The 16,613-nt window shown below is 70.3% G+C and carries 16 protein-coding genes; 10 read left to right on the top strand and 6 right to left on the bottom strand.

What is annotated here, in order from left to right:
• Positions 1-22 precede the first annotated feature (22 nt).
• Together ACH4T9_RS02730 and ACH4T9_RS02725 are read right to left on the bottom strand one after the other, a co-directional pair.
• Positions 23-2,068, bottom strand: a complete 2,046-nt coding sequence (locus ACH4T9_RS02730; protein ID WP_396669468.1) for an acetoacetate--CoA ligase — start codon at positions 2,066-2,068, stop codon at positions 23-25.
• Between the two features lie 189 nt (positions 2,069-2,257).
• Positions 2,258-2,776 carry an acyl-CoA thioesterase gene (locus tag ACH4T9_RS02725; RefSeq protein ID WP_396669467.1) on the bottom strand — a complete coding sequence of 173 codons (519 nt, stop codon included), beginning with the start codon at positions 2,774-2,776 and terminating at the stop codon, positions 2,258-2,260.
• Between the two features lie 23 nt (positions 2,777-2,799).
• On the opposite strand from ACH4T9_RS02725, the gene ACH4T9_RS02720 reads away from it, so the two are divergent.
• From ACH4T9_RS02720 to ACH4T9_RS02700, 5 genes are all read left to right on the top strand, one after another.
• Entirely contained in the window at positions 2,800-3,459 is a 660-nt protein-coding gene (locus tag ACH4T9_RS02720; RefSeq protein WP_396669466.1) for a hypothetical protein, read from the top strand.
• A gap of 455 nt (positions 3,460-3,914) precedes the next feature.
• Entirely contained in the window at positions 3,915-4,742 is an 828-nt protein-coding gene (locus ACH4T9_RS02715) for a class I SAM-dependent methyltransferase (RefSeq protein WP_396669465.1), read from the top strand.
• A gap of 1 nt (position 4,743) precedes the next feature.
• On the top strand, positions 4,744-6,006 hold the full coding sequence (locus ACH4T9_RS02710) for a glycosyltransferase (protein WP_396669464.1): 1,263 nt from the start codon (positions 4,744-4,746) through the stop codon (positions 6,004-6,006).
• Positions 6,003-6,950 (top strand): NAD-dependent epimerase/dehydratase family protein, encoded by a 948-nt coding sequence (locus ACH4T9_RS02705; protein ID WP_387020059.1) that lies wholly within the window; start codon positions 6,003-6,005, stop codon positions 6,948-6,950. Before ACH4T9_RS02710 ends, ACH4T9_RS02705 begins: the two co-directional genes overlap by 4 nt.
• Positions 6,951-6,987: 37 nt before the next feature.
• Positions 6,988-7,821, top strand: a complete 834-nt coding sequence (locus ACH4T9_RS02700) for a TylF/MycF/NovP-related O-methyltransferase (RefSeq protein ID WP_396669463.1) — start codon at positions 6,988-6,990, stop codon at positions 7,819-7,821.
• A gap of 82 nt (positions 7,822-7,903) precedes the next feature.
• Here ACH4T9_RS02700 and ACH4T9_RS02695 read toward each other — a convergent pair whose 3' ends face one another.
• Positions 7,904-9,070 carry a cytochrome P450 gene (locus ACH4T9_RS02695; protein ID WP_396669462.1) on the bottom strand — a complete coding sequence of 389 codons (1,167 nt, stop codon included), beginning with the start codon at positions 9,068-9,070 and terminating at the stop codon, positions 7,904-7,906.
• 639 nt (positions 9,071-9,709) lie between these two features.
• On the opposite strand from ACH4T9_RS02695, the gene ACH4T9_RS02690 reads away from it, so the two are divergent.
• A complete protein-coding gene (locus ACH4T9_RS02690) occupies positions 9,710-10,153 on the top strand; it encodes a hypothetical protein (RefSeq protein WP_396669461.1) in 444 nt (147 codons plus the stop codon).
• Positions 10,154-10,219: 66 nt separating this feature from the next.
• On the opposite strand, the gene ACH4T9_RS02685 is transcribed toward ACH4T9_RS02690, so the two are convergent.
• From ACH4T9_RS02685 to ACH4T9_RS02675, 3 genes are all read right to left on the bottom strand, one after another.
• A complete protein-coding gene (locus ACH4T9_RS02685; RefSeq protein WP_396669460.1) occupies positions 10,220-11,329 on the bottom strand; it encodes a hypothetical protein in 1,110 nt (369 codons plus the stop codon).
• Positions 11,326-12,564 (bottom strand): coproporphyrinogen-III oxidase family protein, encoded by a 1,239-nt coding sequence (locus ACH4T9_RS02680; RefSeq protein ID WP_396669459.1) that lies wholly within the window; start codon positions 12,562-12,564, stop codon positions 11,326-11,328. The genes ACH4T9_RS02685 and ACH4T9_RS02680 overlap by 4 nt, the downstream gene beginning before the upstream one ends.
• A gap of 159 nt (positions 12,565-12,723) precedes the next feature.
• Positions 12,724-12,873, bottom strand: a complete 150-nt coding sequence (locus tag ACH4T9_RS02675) for a thiocillin/thiostrepton family thiazolyl peptide (protein ID WP_117665676.1) — start codon at positions 12,871-12,873, stop codon at positions 12,724-12,726.
• A gap of 397 nt (positions 12,874-13,270) precedes the next feature.
• On the opposite strand from ACH4T9_RS02675, the gene nocL reads away from it, so the two are divergent.
• From nocL to ACH4T9_RS02655, 4 genes are read left to right on the top strand one after another with little or no spacing between them, the layout of a single operon-like run.
• Positions 13,271-14,461 carry a 3-methyl-2-indolic acid synthase gene (nocL, locus tag ACH4T9_RS02670; RefSeq protein ID WP_396669458.1) on the top strand — a complete coding sequence of 397 codons (1,191 nt, stop codon included), beginning with the start codon at positions 13,271-13,273 and terminating at the stop codon, positions 14,459-14,461.
• On the top strand, positions 14,458-15,168 hold the full coding sequence (locus tag ACH4T9_RS02665) for an alpha/beta fold hydrolase (RefSeq protein ID WP_396669457.1): 711 nt from the start codon (positions 14,458-14,460) through the stop codon (positions 15,166-15,168). The genes nocL and ACH4T9_RS02665 overlap by 4 nt, the downstream gene beginning before the upstream one ends.
• A complete protein-coding gene (locus ACH4T9_RS02660; protein WP_396669456.1) occupies positions 15,165-15,359 on the top strand; it encodes a hypothetical protein in 195 nt (64 codons plus the stop codon). The genes ACH4T9_RS02665 and ACH4T9_RS02660 overlap by 4 nt, the downstream gene beginning before the upstream one ends.
• Positions 15,329-16,612 (top strand): AMP-binding protein, encoded by a 1,284-nt coding sequence (locus ACH4T9_RS02655; RefSeq protein WP_396669455.1) that lies wholly within the window; start codon positions 15,329-15,331, stop codon positions 16,610-16,612. The genes ACH4T9_RS02660 and ACH4T9_RS02655 overlap by 31 nt, the downstream gene beginning before the upstream one ends.
• Position 16,613: the final 1 nt, after the last annotated feature.

Genomic DNA, 16,613 nt, shown 5'->3' with positions numbered 1-16,613 from the left:
CGGCTCGGAATGATCTACGGGGTCAGGCGGGGGTCGGGGAGCCCGACTCCGAGCGGCGCTGGGCGAAGGCGGCGAAGGCCGTCAGGGACTCCGGGTTGGCCAGGGCGCCCCTGGCCGCCGCGTTGTCGACCGGGGTACCGGTGAGGATCTTCTTCACCGGGACCTCCAGCTTCTTCGCCGACAGGGTGCGCGGGACGGCCCGCACCTGGTGGATCTCGTCGGGGACGTGCCGCGGTGAGAGCGCGGTGCGCAGCTCGCGGCAGATCTTCTTGCGCAGGTCGTCGTCCAGCTCCCGGCCCCCGGCGAGCACCACGAACAGCAGCAGCTCCCCCGCGCCGCCCTCGTCGTCCTCCAGGTGCACCACCACCGAGTCGACGACCTCGTCCAGGCCCTCGACGACGGAGTAGAACTCGGCGGTGCCGAGGCGGACGCCGCCCCGGTTGAGGGTGGCGTCGGAGCGGCCGGTGATCACGCAGCCGCCCCGGTCGTTGATGGTGATCCAGTCGCCGTGCCGCCACACCCCCGGGTAGACGTCGAAGTACGCCTCCCGGTAGCGGGCGCCGTCCGGGTCGTTCCAGAACCCGACCGGCATGCTCGGCATCGGCGCGGTGATCACCAGCTCGCCCAGCTCGCCGACGACCGGGGTGCCGTCGGCGGAGCGGGCCTCCACCTTTGCCCCGAGGGCCCGGCAGGTGATCTCCCCGGCGTGCACCGGCAGCAGCGGCACCCCGCCGACGAAGCCGGTGCACACGTCCGTGCCGCCGGAGAGGGACTGGAGCTGGAGGGCGTCGCCGACGTTGGCGTACACCCAGGTGAAGCCCTCGGCGGGCAGCGGCGCGCCGGTCGAGCCGACCCCCCGCAGCGCGGAGAGGTCGGCGATCTCCCTCGGCACCAGCCCGGCCTTACGGCAGGCCAGCAGGTACGGCGCGGAGGTGCCGAAGTACGTGGTGCCGGTCTCCTCGGCCAGTCGCCACAGCCCGCCCAGGTCGGGGTGGCCCGGGTTGCCGTCGAACAGCACGATCGCCGCGCCCACCGCCGGCCCGGAGACCAGGAAGTTCCACATCATCCAGCCGGTGGTGGTGAACCAGAGGAACCGGTCCGACGGGCCCAGGTCGTGGTGCAGGGCCAGCATCTTCAGGTGCTCCAGCAGGATGCCGCCGTGGCCGTGCACGATCGGCTTGGGCAGCCCGGTGGTGCCGGAGGAGTAGAGCACGTACAGCGGATGGTCGAACGGCACCGGGGCGAAGGCCAGCGGCTCGTCGGTCGGCGCGGCCAGCTCGGCCCAGGAGACCGCGCCCTCGGGCGCGGCCTGCATCCGGTCCGGGGCGCCACTTGGAGGCGACGGGGCCGCATCATGGCCGCCGGCCCCGGCCGGGCCGAGGTATGCGATGCCGACGGTGTGCCGGAGCGACGGCAGGGCGGCCCGGATCGCGGCCACCTCGGCACGCCGGTCGACGGGCTTGTCGCCGTACCGGTAGCCGTCGACGGCGACGAGGACCTTCGGCTCGATCTGCCGCCACCGGTCGGTGACGCTGCGGGTGCCGAACTCGGGGGCGCAGGACGAGAAGACCGCGCCGAGGCTGGCGGTGGCGAGCAGCAGCACGTACGTCTCGGGGATGTTGGGCGCGTAGGCGGCGACCCGGTCACCGGCGGTGACGCCCAGCCGGCGCAGCCCGGCGGCCACCCGGCGGACCTGCTCACGCAGCTCGGCGGCGGTCAGGGTCACCGGCGCCCGGGTCTGGCCGTGCGCGATCACCACGGCGTCGTCGTCGGCCCGGCCCGGCATCCGCAGCACGTTCTCGGCATAGTTGAGCGTGGCGCCGGGGAACCACTGCGCGCCGGGCATGCCCCGGTCGGCCAGGGTCGCGGTCGGCGGGGTGTGCGCGACGACCCCGAAGTGGTCCCAGATCGACCGCCAGAACGCGTCCAGGTCCGTGACCGACCAGCGCCACAGCTCGTCGTAGTCGGCGAAGTCCAGCCCCCGGTGCTCACGCAGCCAGCGCAGGTAGCTCCCGATCCGGGACCGCTCGCGTACGTCCGCCGGCGGCGTCCACAGCACGTCACCCACTGTTCCACTCTCCCCTGGCCCCGCACGACACTGTGAAGTGGGCCGTACGCCATCTTGCCCTACCTCAGAACGCCATTCTCCGCACCCGACCCCCGTCGACGCACGTGCCGACCCACATCCCCACCAGGGGTCGGCCAGTCACCCCTTACCTGCCCCTTCCGGCACGGGAAGGGGCACTCCGCACACCTGTCAGCCGGCTCGGTGGGCCTGGATGGCGCGGCGACGGGCGAGCCGGTGGGCGCGGCGGATCTCCGCCTCCCGGAACCGGCGTTCGTCCTCCGGGCTCTCCGGCAGCACCGGCCGGACCGGCCGTGGCACGCCGCCGAGGTCGACGCCCACGAAGACGAGGTATGCGGTGGCCACCCGGACCGGCTCGTTCTCGGCCGAGTCCCACCGCTCGGCCACCACCCGCACCCCGACCTCCATCGAGGTCTGCCCGGTCCAGTTCACCTGGGCGTGCGCGTGCAGCAGATCCCCGACCCGGACCGCCTCGGTGAAGACGATCTCGTCGATGGCCGCAGTGACCGCCGTACCGCCGCTGTGCCGGGCCGCGGCGGCCCCCGCCACGTCGTCGATGAACTTCATCAGCACACCGCCGTGCACCGTGCCGTAGAGGTTGACGTCGACGGCGGTCATGATCCGGCTCAGGGTGACCCGGGAGTACGAGGTCGGCTTGCCGGTCGGCGCGGTGGAGAGGTGCTCGGTCATGTCGAAAACGGTACGGTGCGCGGATGCGACATCTCTGGAGCTTCCTCGCGGGGTTGGTGGTGGCGCCCGTCACGTGGGTGCTGGTCACCCTCGGGCAGGACGGGTCGGGGCGCACCGTCGACCGTTGGGTCGAGATCGGCACGTCCAACTCGGCCAATCTCATCGAGCCCGCCGCATACCTCGCCGTCGGCGGGGTCCTGCTCGGCCTGCTCGGCACGCTGCGCACCTCACCGCTCGGCCCGCTCGTGGCCGGACTGCTGCTGGCCGCCCCGTACGTGGGGATGTTCGTCTCACCCTTCCAGGTGCGCGACCGCATCCCGGACGGCTGGAAGGTCTTCGGCGACCCCCTGCCGCTGCACGTTCCGGTGGCGAACGGGACGCTGTTCCTGATCGGCCTGCTGCTGGTCGTGGCCACCTTCAGCGGGCAGCGCTGGCGGCGGTGGCCCCGACCGGTGGCCGAGCCGACGCCGACGCCCGCCGAGGGGCCGGACCGCAACGAATTCACGCTGACCGACTGGCCGCCGACCGGCGCGGCCGACCGGGACACGACCCCGCCGAGCCTCGGCTACCCGGACCCGACGCCGACCGAGCCGCTGCCGCGCCGCACCGGCGGGGAGTCACCGTGGTCGGCGCCGCCGCGCGGCACCACCCGGTCGGAGGAGGACACGACCGAGATCCGGTGACGATCCGGCCGTACGCGCGCCGCGCGGCGGCCGACGACGGGATCGGGTGACGATGCGGGCGGGCCGGACGACCGGCCCGCCCGCCGACAGTAGAAGGCACGAAGGGCGGTGGCCCCGGGCGAGGACGACGCCCGGGGCTGGGCGGGGTTGGCGAACCTGCGCGGCAGGGCGCTGACCTGCGGGCACGGGCCTGCGGCGACGGGGGCGGCACGGGCTCGTGGCGGCGGGGGCGACACGACGTGAACACAGCACCGTTAAAACGCCGCTCTAAATGAGCTTCAGAACGAATCGCATATTGACAGGCGGCGGTTGACAGGCGACATGCCCGTTTTTAGACTTCGCCCTCATGCGGAAGACAATTCCGGCTCTTTCTGCTCCCCGGTCCTGCGATGAACGACCGGGTGTACCGCGTCAGTTCACATGGAATGTCGTCGCGACGGGAATCGGTGCCTGACATGAGCGTGACTGAATATCTGGAGTTCATCAGCGATCCGGCCAACGACGACGTGCAGGGCTGGCTGTATCCGACGGACGCCCAACTCCTCTGCGTGATCAACGACGTCCAGGTGAGTCGGGGTCACGGTGGCGACATTCTCGAGATAGGCGTCTACAAAGGGAAGAGCGCAATTCTGCTGGGATTCTTCCCACGCCCCGGAGAGACGCTGATCGCCTGCGACCTGTTTGATTCCGACGCCTCAGTCAGCGAGGAGAACCACCGCGAGAACGCCGTATTCTATCCCGGCCTGCAGCGGGGGGACTTCGAAAAGAACTACCTGCGTTTCCATGATCGGCTGCCGACCGTGCACGCCCGGCCCTCGGCCGACCTGAGCGATGTCGTGCCGGCCGGGTCCTGCCGCCTCGTGCACATCGACGGGGCGCACACGTACGAGGCGACGCGCGCCGACATCGAGACCGCGAGGCGACTACTCGGCCCCGGCGGCGTCGTGGTGGTGGACGACTGGTCGAGCGCACACATCCCGGGTGTCGCCATGGCGCTCTGGGAGCAGTACCTGACCGGCGACCTCATCCCCCTGGCCCTCAGCAAGGGCAAGTTCTACGCCACCTGGGATCCCTCGGGCCTGACCGGCGAGGAGGTCACGGCTGCGGTCGCCGACCGCCCCGACCTCGACGTCAAGGGCTCCGTCCTGCTCGGCCGACGCGCGGCCAGCAACGTCACGATGACCGCGGATGCCTGGCAGAGATACTCGGCCAGCCTGCGGGCGGTGTACTCGAAGGTCTACTCCGGCGGCGGTGCCGGCGCGGCGCCGATGGTGGGTTTCTGACGTGCGCGTCGCAATGACGAGTCACCCGAACCCCAGTCACCTGGTGGGCGTCCTGTCGGCGGCGCGCGTCGCCCGACTCGCCGGTCACGAGGTCGCCGTGGTGTCGGGCCCCAGCGTGGTCGACCACATCGAGCAGGCGGGTTTCGCTGCCCTGCCCGTGGCCAGCCTGATGTCCATGGAAGAGATGGTGGCCGCCCGAGCGGCCGCGGGCGGTACGGTCGCGACGGCCGTACGCCCGGGGCCCCTGCCCTCCGGCGGGCCACCGGCACCCCGGGCGCATCCCTTCATCACCCCCGGAACGGGCCGGCAGGCGGCGGACATCGTGGACGCCCTCCGGGCGTGGGGACCCGACTGCGTACTGCGCGACTCCACCGAACTCGGCGGATACGTGGCGGCCGAAGTCGTCGACGTTCCCTGCGGAACCGTCGACATCGCCCCGTTGTCACCGTGCGCCCGGCCCGGAGCGCTGCAGGAACTCAACCGGCTGCGGGCCGAGTTCAACCTGCCGGCGGTGGACGATCCCTGGCATGCAGTACGTCCCTTCCGGATAGGCCTGATCCCCGAGATCTTCTACCCTGAGGAACTGCGGTGGAGCGGCGCGCACTACTACCGCCCCTCCTCGCTGGACGTAGGCGCGGACCGCGAGCTCGCCGCCGGCCTCTCCGAGCACGCGGGCGACCGCCCTCTCGTCCTGGCGAGTCTGGGGATGAACGCTCCACGCTTCGACCCCCGGGCCACCACCGTGTTGAACGCGGTCATCGAAGCCCTGGGTGAACTGCCGGTGACGGGTGTGGTGGCGATCGGGTCGGACTACGACCCGGACCAGTGGGAAGGAGCGCGGGCGGCCAACGTCCACCTGCGGTCGTTCGTACCGCAACGGGCCCTGCTGCCTCTCTGCGACGTGTTCATCACCCATGCCGGGTTCAACGGGGTACGGGAGGCGTTCAGCGAGGGTGTGCCCATGATCGCCCTGCCCCTGTTCGGGGATCACCCGGCCAGCGCCGTCCGCCTCGCGCGCCTGGGGGTCGCGGTCGAGCTGGACGTCGCCTCGGTCACCGCGGCGGCGGTGCGGACGGCCGTCTCCACCGTCCTGGGCGACCCCGGCTACCGCGGTCGCGCCCAGGACATGCGATGCCGCATGGACGCCCTGCCGCCCCTGGACCGGATGGCGGACGACCTGCTGGCCTTCGTCACCAGCCCTGGCCGCTCAGCCAGGGTCGGACCGAGCATCGTCAGCCGTCGAGTGCGGGAGGGACTTTCATGAAGGTCGGCGTAACCGGAGGAAGCGGCTTCATCGGCACCTACGTGTGCGAGGAACTGGCACAGCGGGGGCACGAGCCGGTCACCTTCGACCGTCAGCGGCGGGCACAGGCACCCCCGTGGGAGGTGATGCTCGGCGACGTCCGCGACGCGACCGCGATGGTGGAGCTCGCCGCGCACTGCGACGCCGTCATCCACCTGGCGGCTGTCCTCGGCACCCAGGAGACGATCCACAATCCGAGGCCGGCGGCGGAGACCAACACGTTCGGCGGGCTGAACTTTCTCGAGGCGATCGCGCAGTACAACCTGCCCGGCGTCTATATCTGCGTGGGCAACCACACGATGAACAACTGCTACTCGATCACCAAGACCACGGTCGAGCGGTTCGTGCGGATGTACAACTCCGAGCGCGGTACGCGGGTCAACTGCGTGCGGGTGGTCAACGCCTACGGTCCGCGCCAGCTCGCCGCGGCGCCGTTCGGGCCGAGCAAGGTCCGCAAGATCACGCCGGCGGCGGTGTGCCGGGCGTTGTCGGGCATGCCGGTGGAGCTGTACGGCGGCGGATACCAGGTCTCGGACATGGTCTGGGTCGGGGACGTGGCACGGAGCCTGGTCTCGGCCCTGGAAGCCGCCGCGGCCGGCCGGATCGTCGACGTGCTCGAGGTGGGCCCCACCGAGTCGAACAACATCCGGCACGCGGCGGAGACCGTCATCGACCTCGTGGCCGAACGGGGCTTCGGCAGGGTGCCCATCGTCGACCTGCCCATGCGTCCCGGCGAGGACCCGGCGACACCGGTCCGGGCCGACGCGGGGACCCTGCGCTCCATAGGCATCGAGCCCGCCTCCCTGCGTGGGCTGGCCGACGGCCTCGCCGAGACCGTCGACTGGTTCATCAAGACCGAGGGCGAGCACTGGACCGCGCCGAACGGTCTGCGTCGAGGCGTCTGACAAACCGATCCGGGCCACCAGGAAAGGCACAACGACCGTGACAGGACTGAGAGCACCAGACGAGGACAGCAGCGCCAGGCAGCTGTACCTGGACCTGCTCAAGCGTTGCGTGACCAACACGATCTACCAGGACCCGCCGATCTCACCGCCGTGGGTACCACAGGCCGAGTTCGACCCCGAGGCCCGGGCCGCCGGTCTTGACTGCCCCAGCGAGGCCCACACCATGGTCGGGTTCGCGCGACTGGACAACCTCCGGGAGCTGACCGAAACGGTGCTCCGCGACCGGGTCCCCGGCGACTTCCTGGAGGCCGGGGTGGGTCGCGGTGGCGCGATGATCTTCCTGCGAGGCGTGCTCAAGGCGTACGGGGTCACCGACCGCTCGGTGTGGCTGGCTGACTCGTTCCAGGGATTCCCGCCACCTCCCGCCGAGGCGCGGTACCAGATGAGTGACGTCTATCCGGAGTTGGCCGGCGAGCAGCGCGAGGAGCAGCGGCAGGCGGCGGAGGCGATGAAGGCGCGGTTCCTCAAGGGCGGCTCCGAGGAGGAGGTACGGGAGAACTTCCGCCGCTACGGACTCCTCGACGAGCAGGTGCGGTTACTGCCCGGCTGGCTCGCCGAGACCCTGCCCACCGCGCCGGTGCGACGACTGGCGGTCCTGCGGGTCGACAATGACCTCTACGCGTCCACGTACGCGACCCTGGAGCACCTGTACCCCCGGGTCTCGCCCGGCGGTTACGTCATCGTGGACGACTACCACTTCCTTGAGGAGTGCCGGCTGGCCGTGCACGACTACCTGAAGGCCTCCGGTGAGCAGACCCCGGACCTGGTCACCATCGACCGGTGCGGGGTGTACTGGCGCAAGGGCTTCTGACCCCGTCGCCGTACCACGGCACCCAGGCCACCTGGTCTCCCTGGACCGACCGGGGCCACCGATCGTGGCCCCGGTCACCAGGTCACCAGGTCACCAGAAGCTCGGCGGGCAGCCGGTTGAACCGGTTGCTGACGATGGGGACGTCCGCCGCCGCCGGGACCAGCCGCAGGCCCGGGAACCGGGCCACCAGCCGGGCGAGAGCCTCCTGAAGCTCGACGCGGGCCAGCGGTGCACCGAGGCAGAAGTGCGCCCCCGCGCCGAACGCGAGGTGGTGGCTCGCCGCGCCCCGGGACAGATCGAACCGCTCCGGGTCGGGCAGACGCAGCTCGTCCCGGCCGGCCGCGTCGGGCGATATGAACACCGCCGCGCCGGCGGGGACCACGACGTCATCGAGCGCCACATCGCACGTGGCGTAGAGGAGACCGGCAAATCCGGTGCCGGACTGGGCGTACCGGAGGATCTCCTCGACGGCGAGGTCGACGGCGACGCCGCCCGAGCGCAGCCGGTCCAGCTCAGCGGGTTGCTGGAACAGGGCCAGTAGCCCGTTGCCGAGCTGCGTCGCCACGGTCTCGTAGCCGGCGATGGTCAGCAGCATCACCGTCGAGACCAGTTCCTCGTCGGACATGTCACCGGACTGCCCGATCATCTGGGACAACGGGTCCCCGCCCAGCTGGCCACGCCTGCGGCGGACCAGCTCGACCGCGGCCCCGTGCAGACCGGCCATCGCCGCGCCGAAGGCGGCCATGGAAGCTCCGCCGGCCCGCATCGCCAGAGCCCATGCCTCGAACGCCGGGCGAAGCTCGTCCGGCACGTCGAAGAGCGCGAAGAGCACCCGCAGCGGCAGCCGGAAGGCGAACCGGTCCATCAGGTCGACCGGACGGGGCCCCGCCTCGCACCCGTCGAGCAGCTCTTCGACGAGTTCGCCGACCCGGACCCGCATGGCCTCGGCCTGCCGGACGTTGAACGCCTGGTTGGTGCGGCTACGCCAGCGGGCGTGGTCCGCCTGGTCGGCGATGAACAGTCCGAAGTCGAACGCCGGAGGTGGCGCGGAGGGGGGCGCCCCGTTGGTGCCCGCGCCCGTCGGACGACCGCCGGAAGCGGCGACCGCCCGAGCCCGCACCGGACGCCGGCTGAATCGCTCGTCGCTCAGCACCATCCGGACGTGCCGATAGCTGGTGACCAGGTACGCGGGTACGCCGCTGGCGAGCTGGACCCGGGCGATCGGTTCCGTACGGCGCAGGCGTGCCATCTCCGGAGGAAGCCGGAAGGGGCACTCCGGGGGAAACGGGTACACCGGTGCCGCAGCAACCGCGCGCGGGGGGGCGGCGGTGGATCCGGCCGACGCTGCGTCCGGGCCGTCAACGGGGCTTACGCTCTCGGCGGCGACCTCGTGACCGGGATGGTTCGGCGATGTCATGCGCGCTCCCTGTCTACGTGGTGAACGACGGTGGGTCATGTCGCCGGCCATCGGCTCGGCGCCTGGCGGTATTCGACGATGAAGAGGCTACGGATTCCTGCGTGAAGAACCGCGGTCCGACTCGAAAAATATCCCGGACAACCAGAAGCAGACAAGTGAAGTTGACGGAGGTGAATTCACATGATAAGCGGTGACGATATGCGCCGGCGTGATGTTCCACCTGCGGACTCGTCAACGATCTCGCTGACGCTGAGGCCCGGGTGTGGCGGTAGGTCGACACAGATAATGCCGTTCTTTAGCCATCCTTGGCCGGCTCTTGAGTGACTACACTCGCCTCCGATCCGGCAGTGACCAGGCCGTCGTCCCGTCAACGACCAACCGCCCGGCGCGCCGCGTCCCGAAACCATTTCGGACTCCGCCGTCTCTCGATAGACTCGCCGGCAGGTTATCGGCCTCATATTGGAGGAAGTCGTGCAGGACAACGGCCTTTACTGCTCCATAATCTTGTGGGACCTGTCCCACTCCGAGCAGACGGTGGCCTCGCTGCGGGCTTACCTACGCGACTACGCCGTCGACGCCTATTCACAGGTGCCCGGGCTGCGGCAGAAGGTCTGGATCTCGTCGACCGGACCGGACGGCGAGACCTGGGGGGCGGTATACCTGTGGGACAACAAGGAAGCCGCCTACGGCGCTCCGCCCGTCGCATCCCGGGTGGGTGAGCTGATCGGCTATCTCCCCACCAGCCGACAGTATTTCGGGGTGGAGGCCGCTGCCGAAGGGCTCAGCGACGTCGGCAAGCTCGTGGCCGGCGTCGGGATGGCCTACGAGGCGCCCGAGGCGGAGCCCTTCGTCCGCCCCGTGGAGCACAACCCGGGCGCCGCTTCGATCATCCCCGTCCACCCCCGGCGCGGCTGAGGCGCCGAGCCCACGTCACGCGACCGACCGGCGGCCCGACCGGGGTCGCGCCGCGGGTCGGTCGCCTCAGGAGAGGTCCTCGAGGACCGACAGGGCATCGGTGCCGCTCAACGATTCGCAGGCTCGACCGATGACGTGGCAGAGGAAGTACCGCTCGGCCAGCGTCAGACCGGCGGTGTGCAGACCGAGGTAGAGCAGGCTGGTGCAGAGGCGTACGGCGAGGAACGCCGGATCACCCTGGATGTACGTCTGCAGCGTCGTCGACGCGCCCGCCTTGCGGTGGAACCGGCTGTGGGCCAGGTCGTTGCCGTGCCGGGTCGGGTCCGGCGGCGCCGAGATCGTCAACTCCGCCGCCCGGAACGCGGACATGAACTCCGCCTTCGCCGCACAGGCTGTCGCGTACCAGAGCCCGGCGGGGCCGTCTCGCAGCGAACCGGTCTCGGCCGCCTCGAAGACTGCGGCGACCGTCCGGTCGATACCGGCCCGAGCGCCGTGGTATCGGCCGTCCATCGCCGCGCGTGCGGCCGCCGGGTCCCGGCAGGTCGCGAAGAACGCCTCGGCGTGGGACCGGAAGCTCAAGAAGCCCAGCGGCACGCCGTTGAGGGCGAGATTCTCGGCGCCTGGAGCGGCCGACGGACCCTGCGCCTTGAGCTGCGCCGCCATCACGGGCAGGGCGGCCTCCAGCATCGACCGGCGCTGGCCCCGGCCCTCCTGCGCCAGTTGCACCAGCGCCGGGCCGACCCGGTGCAGGAAGGTGCGGGTGAGCGCGGGCAGGGCGGGGCCGCCGAAGACCGGCCCGGCGAGCGGGACCAGTCGGGCGGGCCGCACCACGGCGGTGTCGAGGGACGCCACCGGGGAGTCGGGCGGGCCGGTGGGCCCGCCCGGGAGCCGGGAATCGACCGTGACGGCCCCGGCGACCGCCGGCTCGGGCGACGCCGGCAGCACCGTCCGGTAGGCGTCCGCCAGCTCCGAACCGCTCGCCGCCAGCGCCTGCACGTAGATCGCCGGCACCCCCTGAGCGGTGACGTCGCGGACCAGCAGCGCGCCACCGATCCCGGAACCGGTGCTCGCGCACCTGTCCAGCAACGGCCCCGCCACGTCGGCGACGAAGGCGCACCACCGGTCGGCGGGTACGACGATCTCCAGCTCCCACCAGCGGCGAGTGGTATCAGTCATTCAAGCTCCGGCTGGGACATCGCCATCTCGAACGCCAGCTCGATGAGGGTCACCCCGACGTTGCGTACCGGCAGTCGGATGCCCCGCTCGTCGGAGACGAGCCCTCGTCCCCGCAGAAACTCGGCCAGCGGCGCGATGGTCGGACGGGTGAGCACCTCGTCGAGCTCGGTGCCGGTGGCGATGCGCCACTCGTCGCGCAGGACTCCGTCGAACATCGCGAGACCGGCCTGGAGGAACGAGACCAGCACCCGGTCCTGGCTGGCGGGTACGGCGATGTCGAAGCTGGTCGGCGCCTGGACGTAGCTGTGCAGCAGACCCTTGCGGTGGGACTGGAACTGCTGGTTCACCAGCGAGATCGCCCCGGAGCCGAAGCCGACGGTGTCGGCGCGCAGCTGGAAGTACATGGCGGCGAACGGCGAGACCTTGCCGAAGTAGCCGGAGGCGTACTCGTTCATTCCGGCCGCGTTGATCAGTCGGCGCGCTTCGGTGAACAGGTGTTTCTGGTTGCGCACGTAGCCGCGCTTCTCGTCGGGATCCATCTTGCGGCGCATGAACGTGCCGGGCGTGGGCCGGAACGAGTAGAGCGACAGGTGGTTGATCGGCAGCTCCAACGCCCTGTCCACCGTGTGCCGTAGCTCGTCCAGGCTCTGGTCCGGGAAGCCGGACATGATGTCGATCGACACGTCCTCGAACCCCACGGCACGGGCCGCGTGGGTGAGCCGGCTGGCCTGGGTGGCGTTGTGCCGACGACCGAGCCGCTTGAGCCGCTCGTCGTCGAAGGACTGGACGCCGCTGGAGACCCGGTTGAAGCCGAGGTCACGGAAGAAGGCGAGCTTCTCCTCGTCCACGGTGTCCGGGCTGCATTCGATGGTGGCCTCGGCGACGGTGCTCAGGTCGAACGAGTTCCGCAGGGCGGCCATGACCTGGGTGGCCTCGTCGTTGTCGAGGCTGCTCGCCGTGCCGCCGCCCCAATAGACGACGTACGGCAGGGTGTCGAGACCGGCCAGCTCGGCGCCGCGGTGCTCGATCTCCTGGCACAACGCCCGGATGTAGTTCATTCGGACGGAATCGCCGGGCTTACGCAGGAGGTCCCTGTTGGGGATCGCCTGGACCCAGTCGCAGAAGGTGCAGCGGGAGTGACAGAACGGCACATGCACGTACAGCATGAGGACGCGTTGTTCCGCGCTGCTGCTCGGCAGGTGGAGCTCGGTGTCGGCGATGGGTGCGGTAGTCATGAGCCGTTCCTTTCGGGCGCCGCGTTGCTGCACATCCGGAACGTGCCCCGCGGCGGCGGGGGCCCTTGGCCGCGGGGCACGTTCCGGCGTGATGGGCTATCTCGATGTCGGGTTACCGGCGGTCGCCGAGCGGACCCGCGGGATCGAGCGCCAGCGTCGTCAGGAGGAGCAGCTGCAGCTGCACTCGCACGTGGTGCAGGACGCCGACATGACCTTCGCGACGACGTCGCTGTCCTCGAGCCGGCTCTCGTCCAGGAACTCCGAGATCTCCAGGTCGTCGATGTCGAGCGTAAGCAGCTCGTTCTCCATAATCGCCACCCTCTTTCTGATTCGGTACCTCGTGGCCCCCGACACCGAAGAAGTTATGGAGCATCCAGTGGTGTTGTCAAGGCTATCCGAGCAATCCTCGATGGAATAAATGTTCGCTATAAAACCCCTACAGGAAGGCTATTCTCGGAACATAGAAACGAAATCGTCACACTGTAGAAACAACACGGGCGAGACACATTCTCGCAGCTCGGCGGGGGCGACCGCAGACTCGCCGACGGCTTCTAGCATCACAATTGTGAACCGTCAAGGGCACCTTTCGGCATTGATCGAAGTGCGGTAGCGTCGCCGCAGACACGACGGGGGTGCGACCGTGATCGCACTCCTGACAGCAAGCATTAACGGCGATTTAGTCGCCCAACTGCTGGAAGGGAATGTCGTGGGGGAAGAGGCCATCACCGCTTCGACAGATTTTGTCAAGCCGGACTTCGCAACGGTTCAAAAGGAGGCCGAAACGGTCGACACGAGGGCGGTCCTGACGCTGCCCGTCGGCCAGGAGCCGACCGAAAGTCGGCCCGCAGTCGCGCTCGCGCTGTGGCAGGACAGGACCGTCTCGACGGCGGAGCTGATCGCCGCGGCCGAGGCGCGCTGCGCGGTCCGGCAGCCCCGCCTGCACACGTTCGTGCCGCTCTACACCACCAACCACTGCGACTCCGAGTGCAAGATGTGCTCGATGCGCAAGGGCAACAGCCGCATGGAACGCAAGTTCTCCGGCCGGAACGAGCTCCTTGAGCAGCTCAACATCCTCTTCACTCACGAAGGCGTCCGGGGCGTCGGCTTCCTGACGGGCGAGTACCAGGACAAGTACACGAGGTTGAGCACGGCTTTCCGCATCGGCTGGGCCATGCGTGCCGCCTTGGACATGGGCTTCGAACGGATCTACTTCAACATCGGCAGCATGGAACCGGACGAGATCGACGTCCTCGCCGAGTGGATCCGGCCCACCGAGCCGGTGACCATGTGCGTGTTCCAGGAGTCCTACGACCGGGAGACCTACCGGCGCTTCATGGGAAAGACGCCGCTGGAGGTGCCCAAGGCCAACTTCGACCGCCGCGTCGTCTCCTTCGACCGTTGGCTCGACGCCGGATTCCGGTATGTCAACCCGGGCGTCCTCGTGGGCCTGCACGACGACGTCTCCGCAGAACTCGTCGACCTGGTCGCCCACGGCACTCACCTGCGCGACCGCGGGGCGATCGTGGATCTGTCGCTGCCCCGGATGCGTCCGGCCAACGCCTCCCGTGACACCACCCGCATCAACGACGACGACTACCTGCGGATGATGGCGGCGATCGCGTTCGCCTGCCCCGAGCAGCGGCTCGTACTCACCACCCGGGAACCGCAGGAGTTCCAGGACCGGGCGGTCGGCCTCGCCGGCGTGTTCAGCCCCGGCAGCCCCGACGTGGCCCCCTACCGGTCGGACAGGCAGGCGCAGAACGACGCGAACACCTCCCAGTTCCTCGTTGCCGACCTGCGCCGGCCCCGTCACATCCTGAGCCGGCTGGAAGCCAGCGGACTACAGGTCGACCACTTCGTCGACCCCGCCGGCGTGGCGACCGTCGCGATCGGTTGAGCAGGCAGGACGACCAGCAGCCCGTGTACCTGTTGCACGGGCTGCTGGGTACCGCGTACGGACACTTCAGCGGCCAGATCCGTACCTGGAGCGGCCGGTACCAGGTCATCCCCATCGACCTGCCCGGGCACGGCCGCTGCCGCCTCGACGCGGGGCCCGACTACCTCGACACCGCGCTGCGCTACGTGGTCGCGCTCGTCGAACGCTTCGGGCCCGGACGGCTCGTCGCCGCCTCCTACCTGGGCGGTCCGCTCGCCACCCGCACCGCCGCCGCCCGGCCCGACCTGGTGCGATCGCTGGTCCTCACCGGCTTCGCGCCGGGACTGGACCGCGACGTCTTCCTCACCCTGCTGGCCGGCTTCGGCACGCTCGTCGACGCGGACGCCGCCCTGATGGCGGAGTACGACCGGCTGCACGGCGCGCGATGGCGCGCCACCCTGGCCGCCTTCACTCAGCACGTCGAGCGTGCGTTCGAGACGACGGCGCTGGTGCGACCGCAGGACCTGGCCGCGCTCGACGTCGACACGCTGCTGGTCAACGGCACGCTCAAGTCGGTCGAGCGGGTCGCCGCAACCGACGCGCGCCGGTACGGCCCCCGCGTGTGGGGGCACGTCCTCGACGGCGCGGGACACATCGCCAGCCACGACGCCCCGGAACAGTTCAACGAGGCCGTCGAGGCCTTCTGGCGAAAGGAGACAGCACGGTGAGCAGTGACCTGCGGGCGCAGCTTTCCCACCTGGTCCAGGAGGAAGACCCGCACCGCACGCTCGACTCGCTGGAGGCGGTGGTCGTGCGGGCGTACCTCACCAACCAGGGCTACGGCGCGCCCGCCGAGGACGGGCCCCGGACGATCGAGGGGTGGGTGGCATGGGTCGGCCAGCATTCCAGCGCTTCCTGACCACACCGGCGACCACTACCGGAGCTCGCTGGGGCGGACAGTACGCCACCTGGGCCGAGCTGTCCGCCTCCCGCTGTGACCAGGTGCGCCCCGGCGGCGCGTACGTGGTCGACCCGACCTCCGGGCTGGCCTCCCTCGCCGCGCTGTTCGCGGTGGCCAGCGTGCCGGACACCACGCTGCTGTGGGCCACCGTCGACGCCGTCGCTGGTGGCCGCCGCGAACTCATGCCGGGTCTGCACGAGATCGACCCGCCCCTCGTCGGCATCACCGACCGGCCCCTGTGGGGGGTGGCCACCTCCGGCAGCACCGGTCTGGCGAAGCTCGCCATCGGCCACGCGGACTCCTGGGAACTGGTCGCCCTGCACTACGAACAGGCGATGCTGCGACCGGCGTTCTCCGGGCGCACCCCGACGACACTCGCCACCTGCCTGCCACTGCAGTTCTCGGCCGCGTTCTTCATGACCGTGCTGCCCAGCCTCTTCCTCCAACGGGATCTGGTGGTCTTCCCGCCACACGACTGGTCGGCGGTGTCGCAGGCGCGCGGAGACACGTTCGTACTCAGCGTCCCGGCAGTCGCCGCCGCCGCCTGCGTCGGCACCCCGACGCCGCTGGAAATGGGGCACGTCGCCCTGTTCCTCGGCGGCGGGCACGTCACCAAGACCCGGGTCGACCTAATCCGGGACCGGTTCCGAGGTGTGTCACCGGCCAACCTGTACGGCACCGCCGAGACCGGGGCCATCGCCGTGGACCCCGACCCGGGCCACAACCAGCACGTCGGAGCGCCGATCCCGGGCAAGGCCGTGTGGATCCAGAACCCGGACGCCCGGGGCATCGGCCGGGTCGCGGTCTCCGGAGTGGACTGCTGTCACCACCTGTGGCGCCCCGGCGAGCCGCCCCGCCCGACGGGTGACCACGTCGCCAGCACCGACTACGGGCGATTCGACGCGGCCGGAAACCTGTGCCTGGAGGGCCGGGTGGACGGCGGCGAGAAGCTGCGCGGCGTCCTCGTCTACCCCCGGGCGATCGAACGGCACCTGCTGCTCCTGCCCGGCGTGGCGGACGCGCGGGTCCTCATCGAGCGCACCGACTCCGGGTTGGAGCGCCTCGTCGCCCGGATCGTCGGCGAGGTCGACCCGGCCGCCGTCCGCGAGCACTGCCAGGACCTGGCGGAGAACGAACGGCCCGGGGTCGTCGACGTCGTCTCCGAGCTGGCTGCCGGTGCCGTCTACAACGCCAACGGAAAGCTGCGATGAC

The sequence above is a fragment of the Micromonospora sp. NPDC020750 genome (genome assembly GCF_044334565.1).
Classification (GTDB): Bacteria; Actinomycetota; Actinomycetes; order Mycobacteriales; family Micromonosporaceae; genus Micromonospora.
The sequence above is the reverse complement of the archived record's forward strand: the minus strand, read 5'-3'. Positions and strand labels throughout refer to the sequence as shown.

Excerpts from the sequence above, each read along its gene's own strand:
- ACH4T9_RS02725 (WP_396669467.1), bottom strand. The coding sequence starts at position 2,776 with ATGACCGAGCACCTCTCCACCGCGCCGACCGGCAAGCCGACCTCGTAC.
- ACH4T9_RS02720 (WP_396669466.1), top strand. The coding sequence starts at position 2,800 with ATGCGACATCTCTGGAGCTTCCTCGCGGGGTTGGTGGTGGCGCCCGTC.
- ACH4T9_RS02715 (WP_396669465.1), top strand. The coding sequence starts at position 3,915 with ATGAGCGTGACTGAATATCTGGAGTTCATCAGCGATCCGGCCAACGAC.
- ACH4T9_RS02705 (WP_387020059.1), top strand. The coding sequence starts at position 6,003 with ATGAAGGTCGGCGTAACCGGAGGAAGCGGCTTCATCGGCACCTACGTG.
- ACH4T9_RS02695 (WP_396669462.1), bottom strand. The coding sequence starts at position 9,070 with ATGGCACGCCTGCGCCGTACGGAACCGATCGCCCGGGTCCAGCTCGCC.
- ACH4T9_RS02685 (WP_396669460.1), bottom strand. The coding sequence starts at position 11,329 with ATGACTGATACCACTCGCCGCTGGTGGGAGCTGGAGATCGTCGTACCC.
- ACH4T9_RS02680 (WP_396669459.1), bottom strand. The coding sequence starts at position 12,564 with ATGACTACCGCACCCATCGCCGACACCGAGCTCCACCTGCCGAGCAGC.
- ACH4T9_RS02675 (WP_117665676.1), bottom strand. The coding sequence starts at position 12,873 with ATGGAGAACGAGCTGCTTACGCTCGACATCGACGACCTGGAGATCTCG.
- ACH4T9_RS02655 (WP_396669455.1), top strand. The coding sequence starts at position 15,329 with ATGGGTCGGCCAGCATTCCAGCGCTTCCTGACCACACCGGCGACCACT.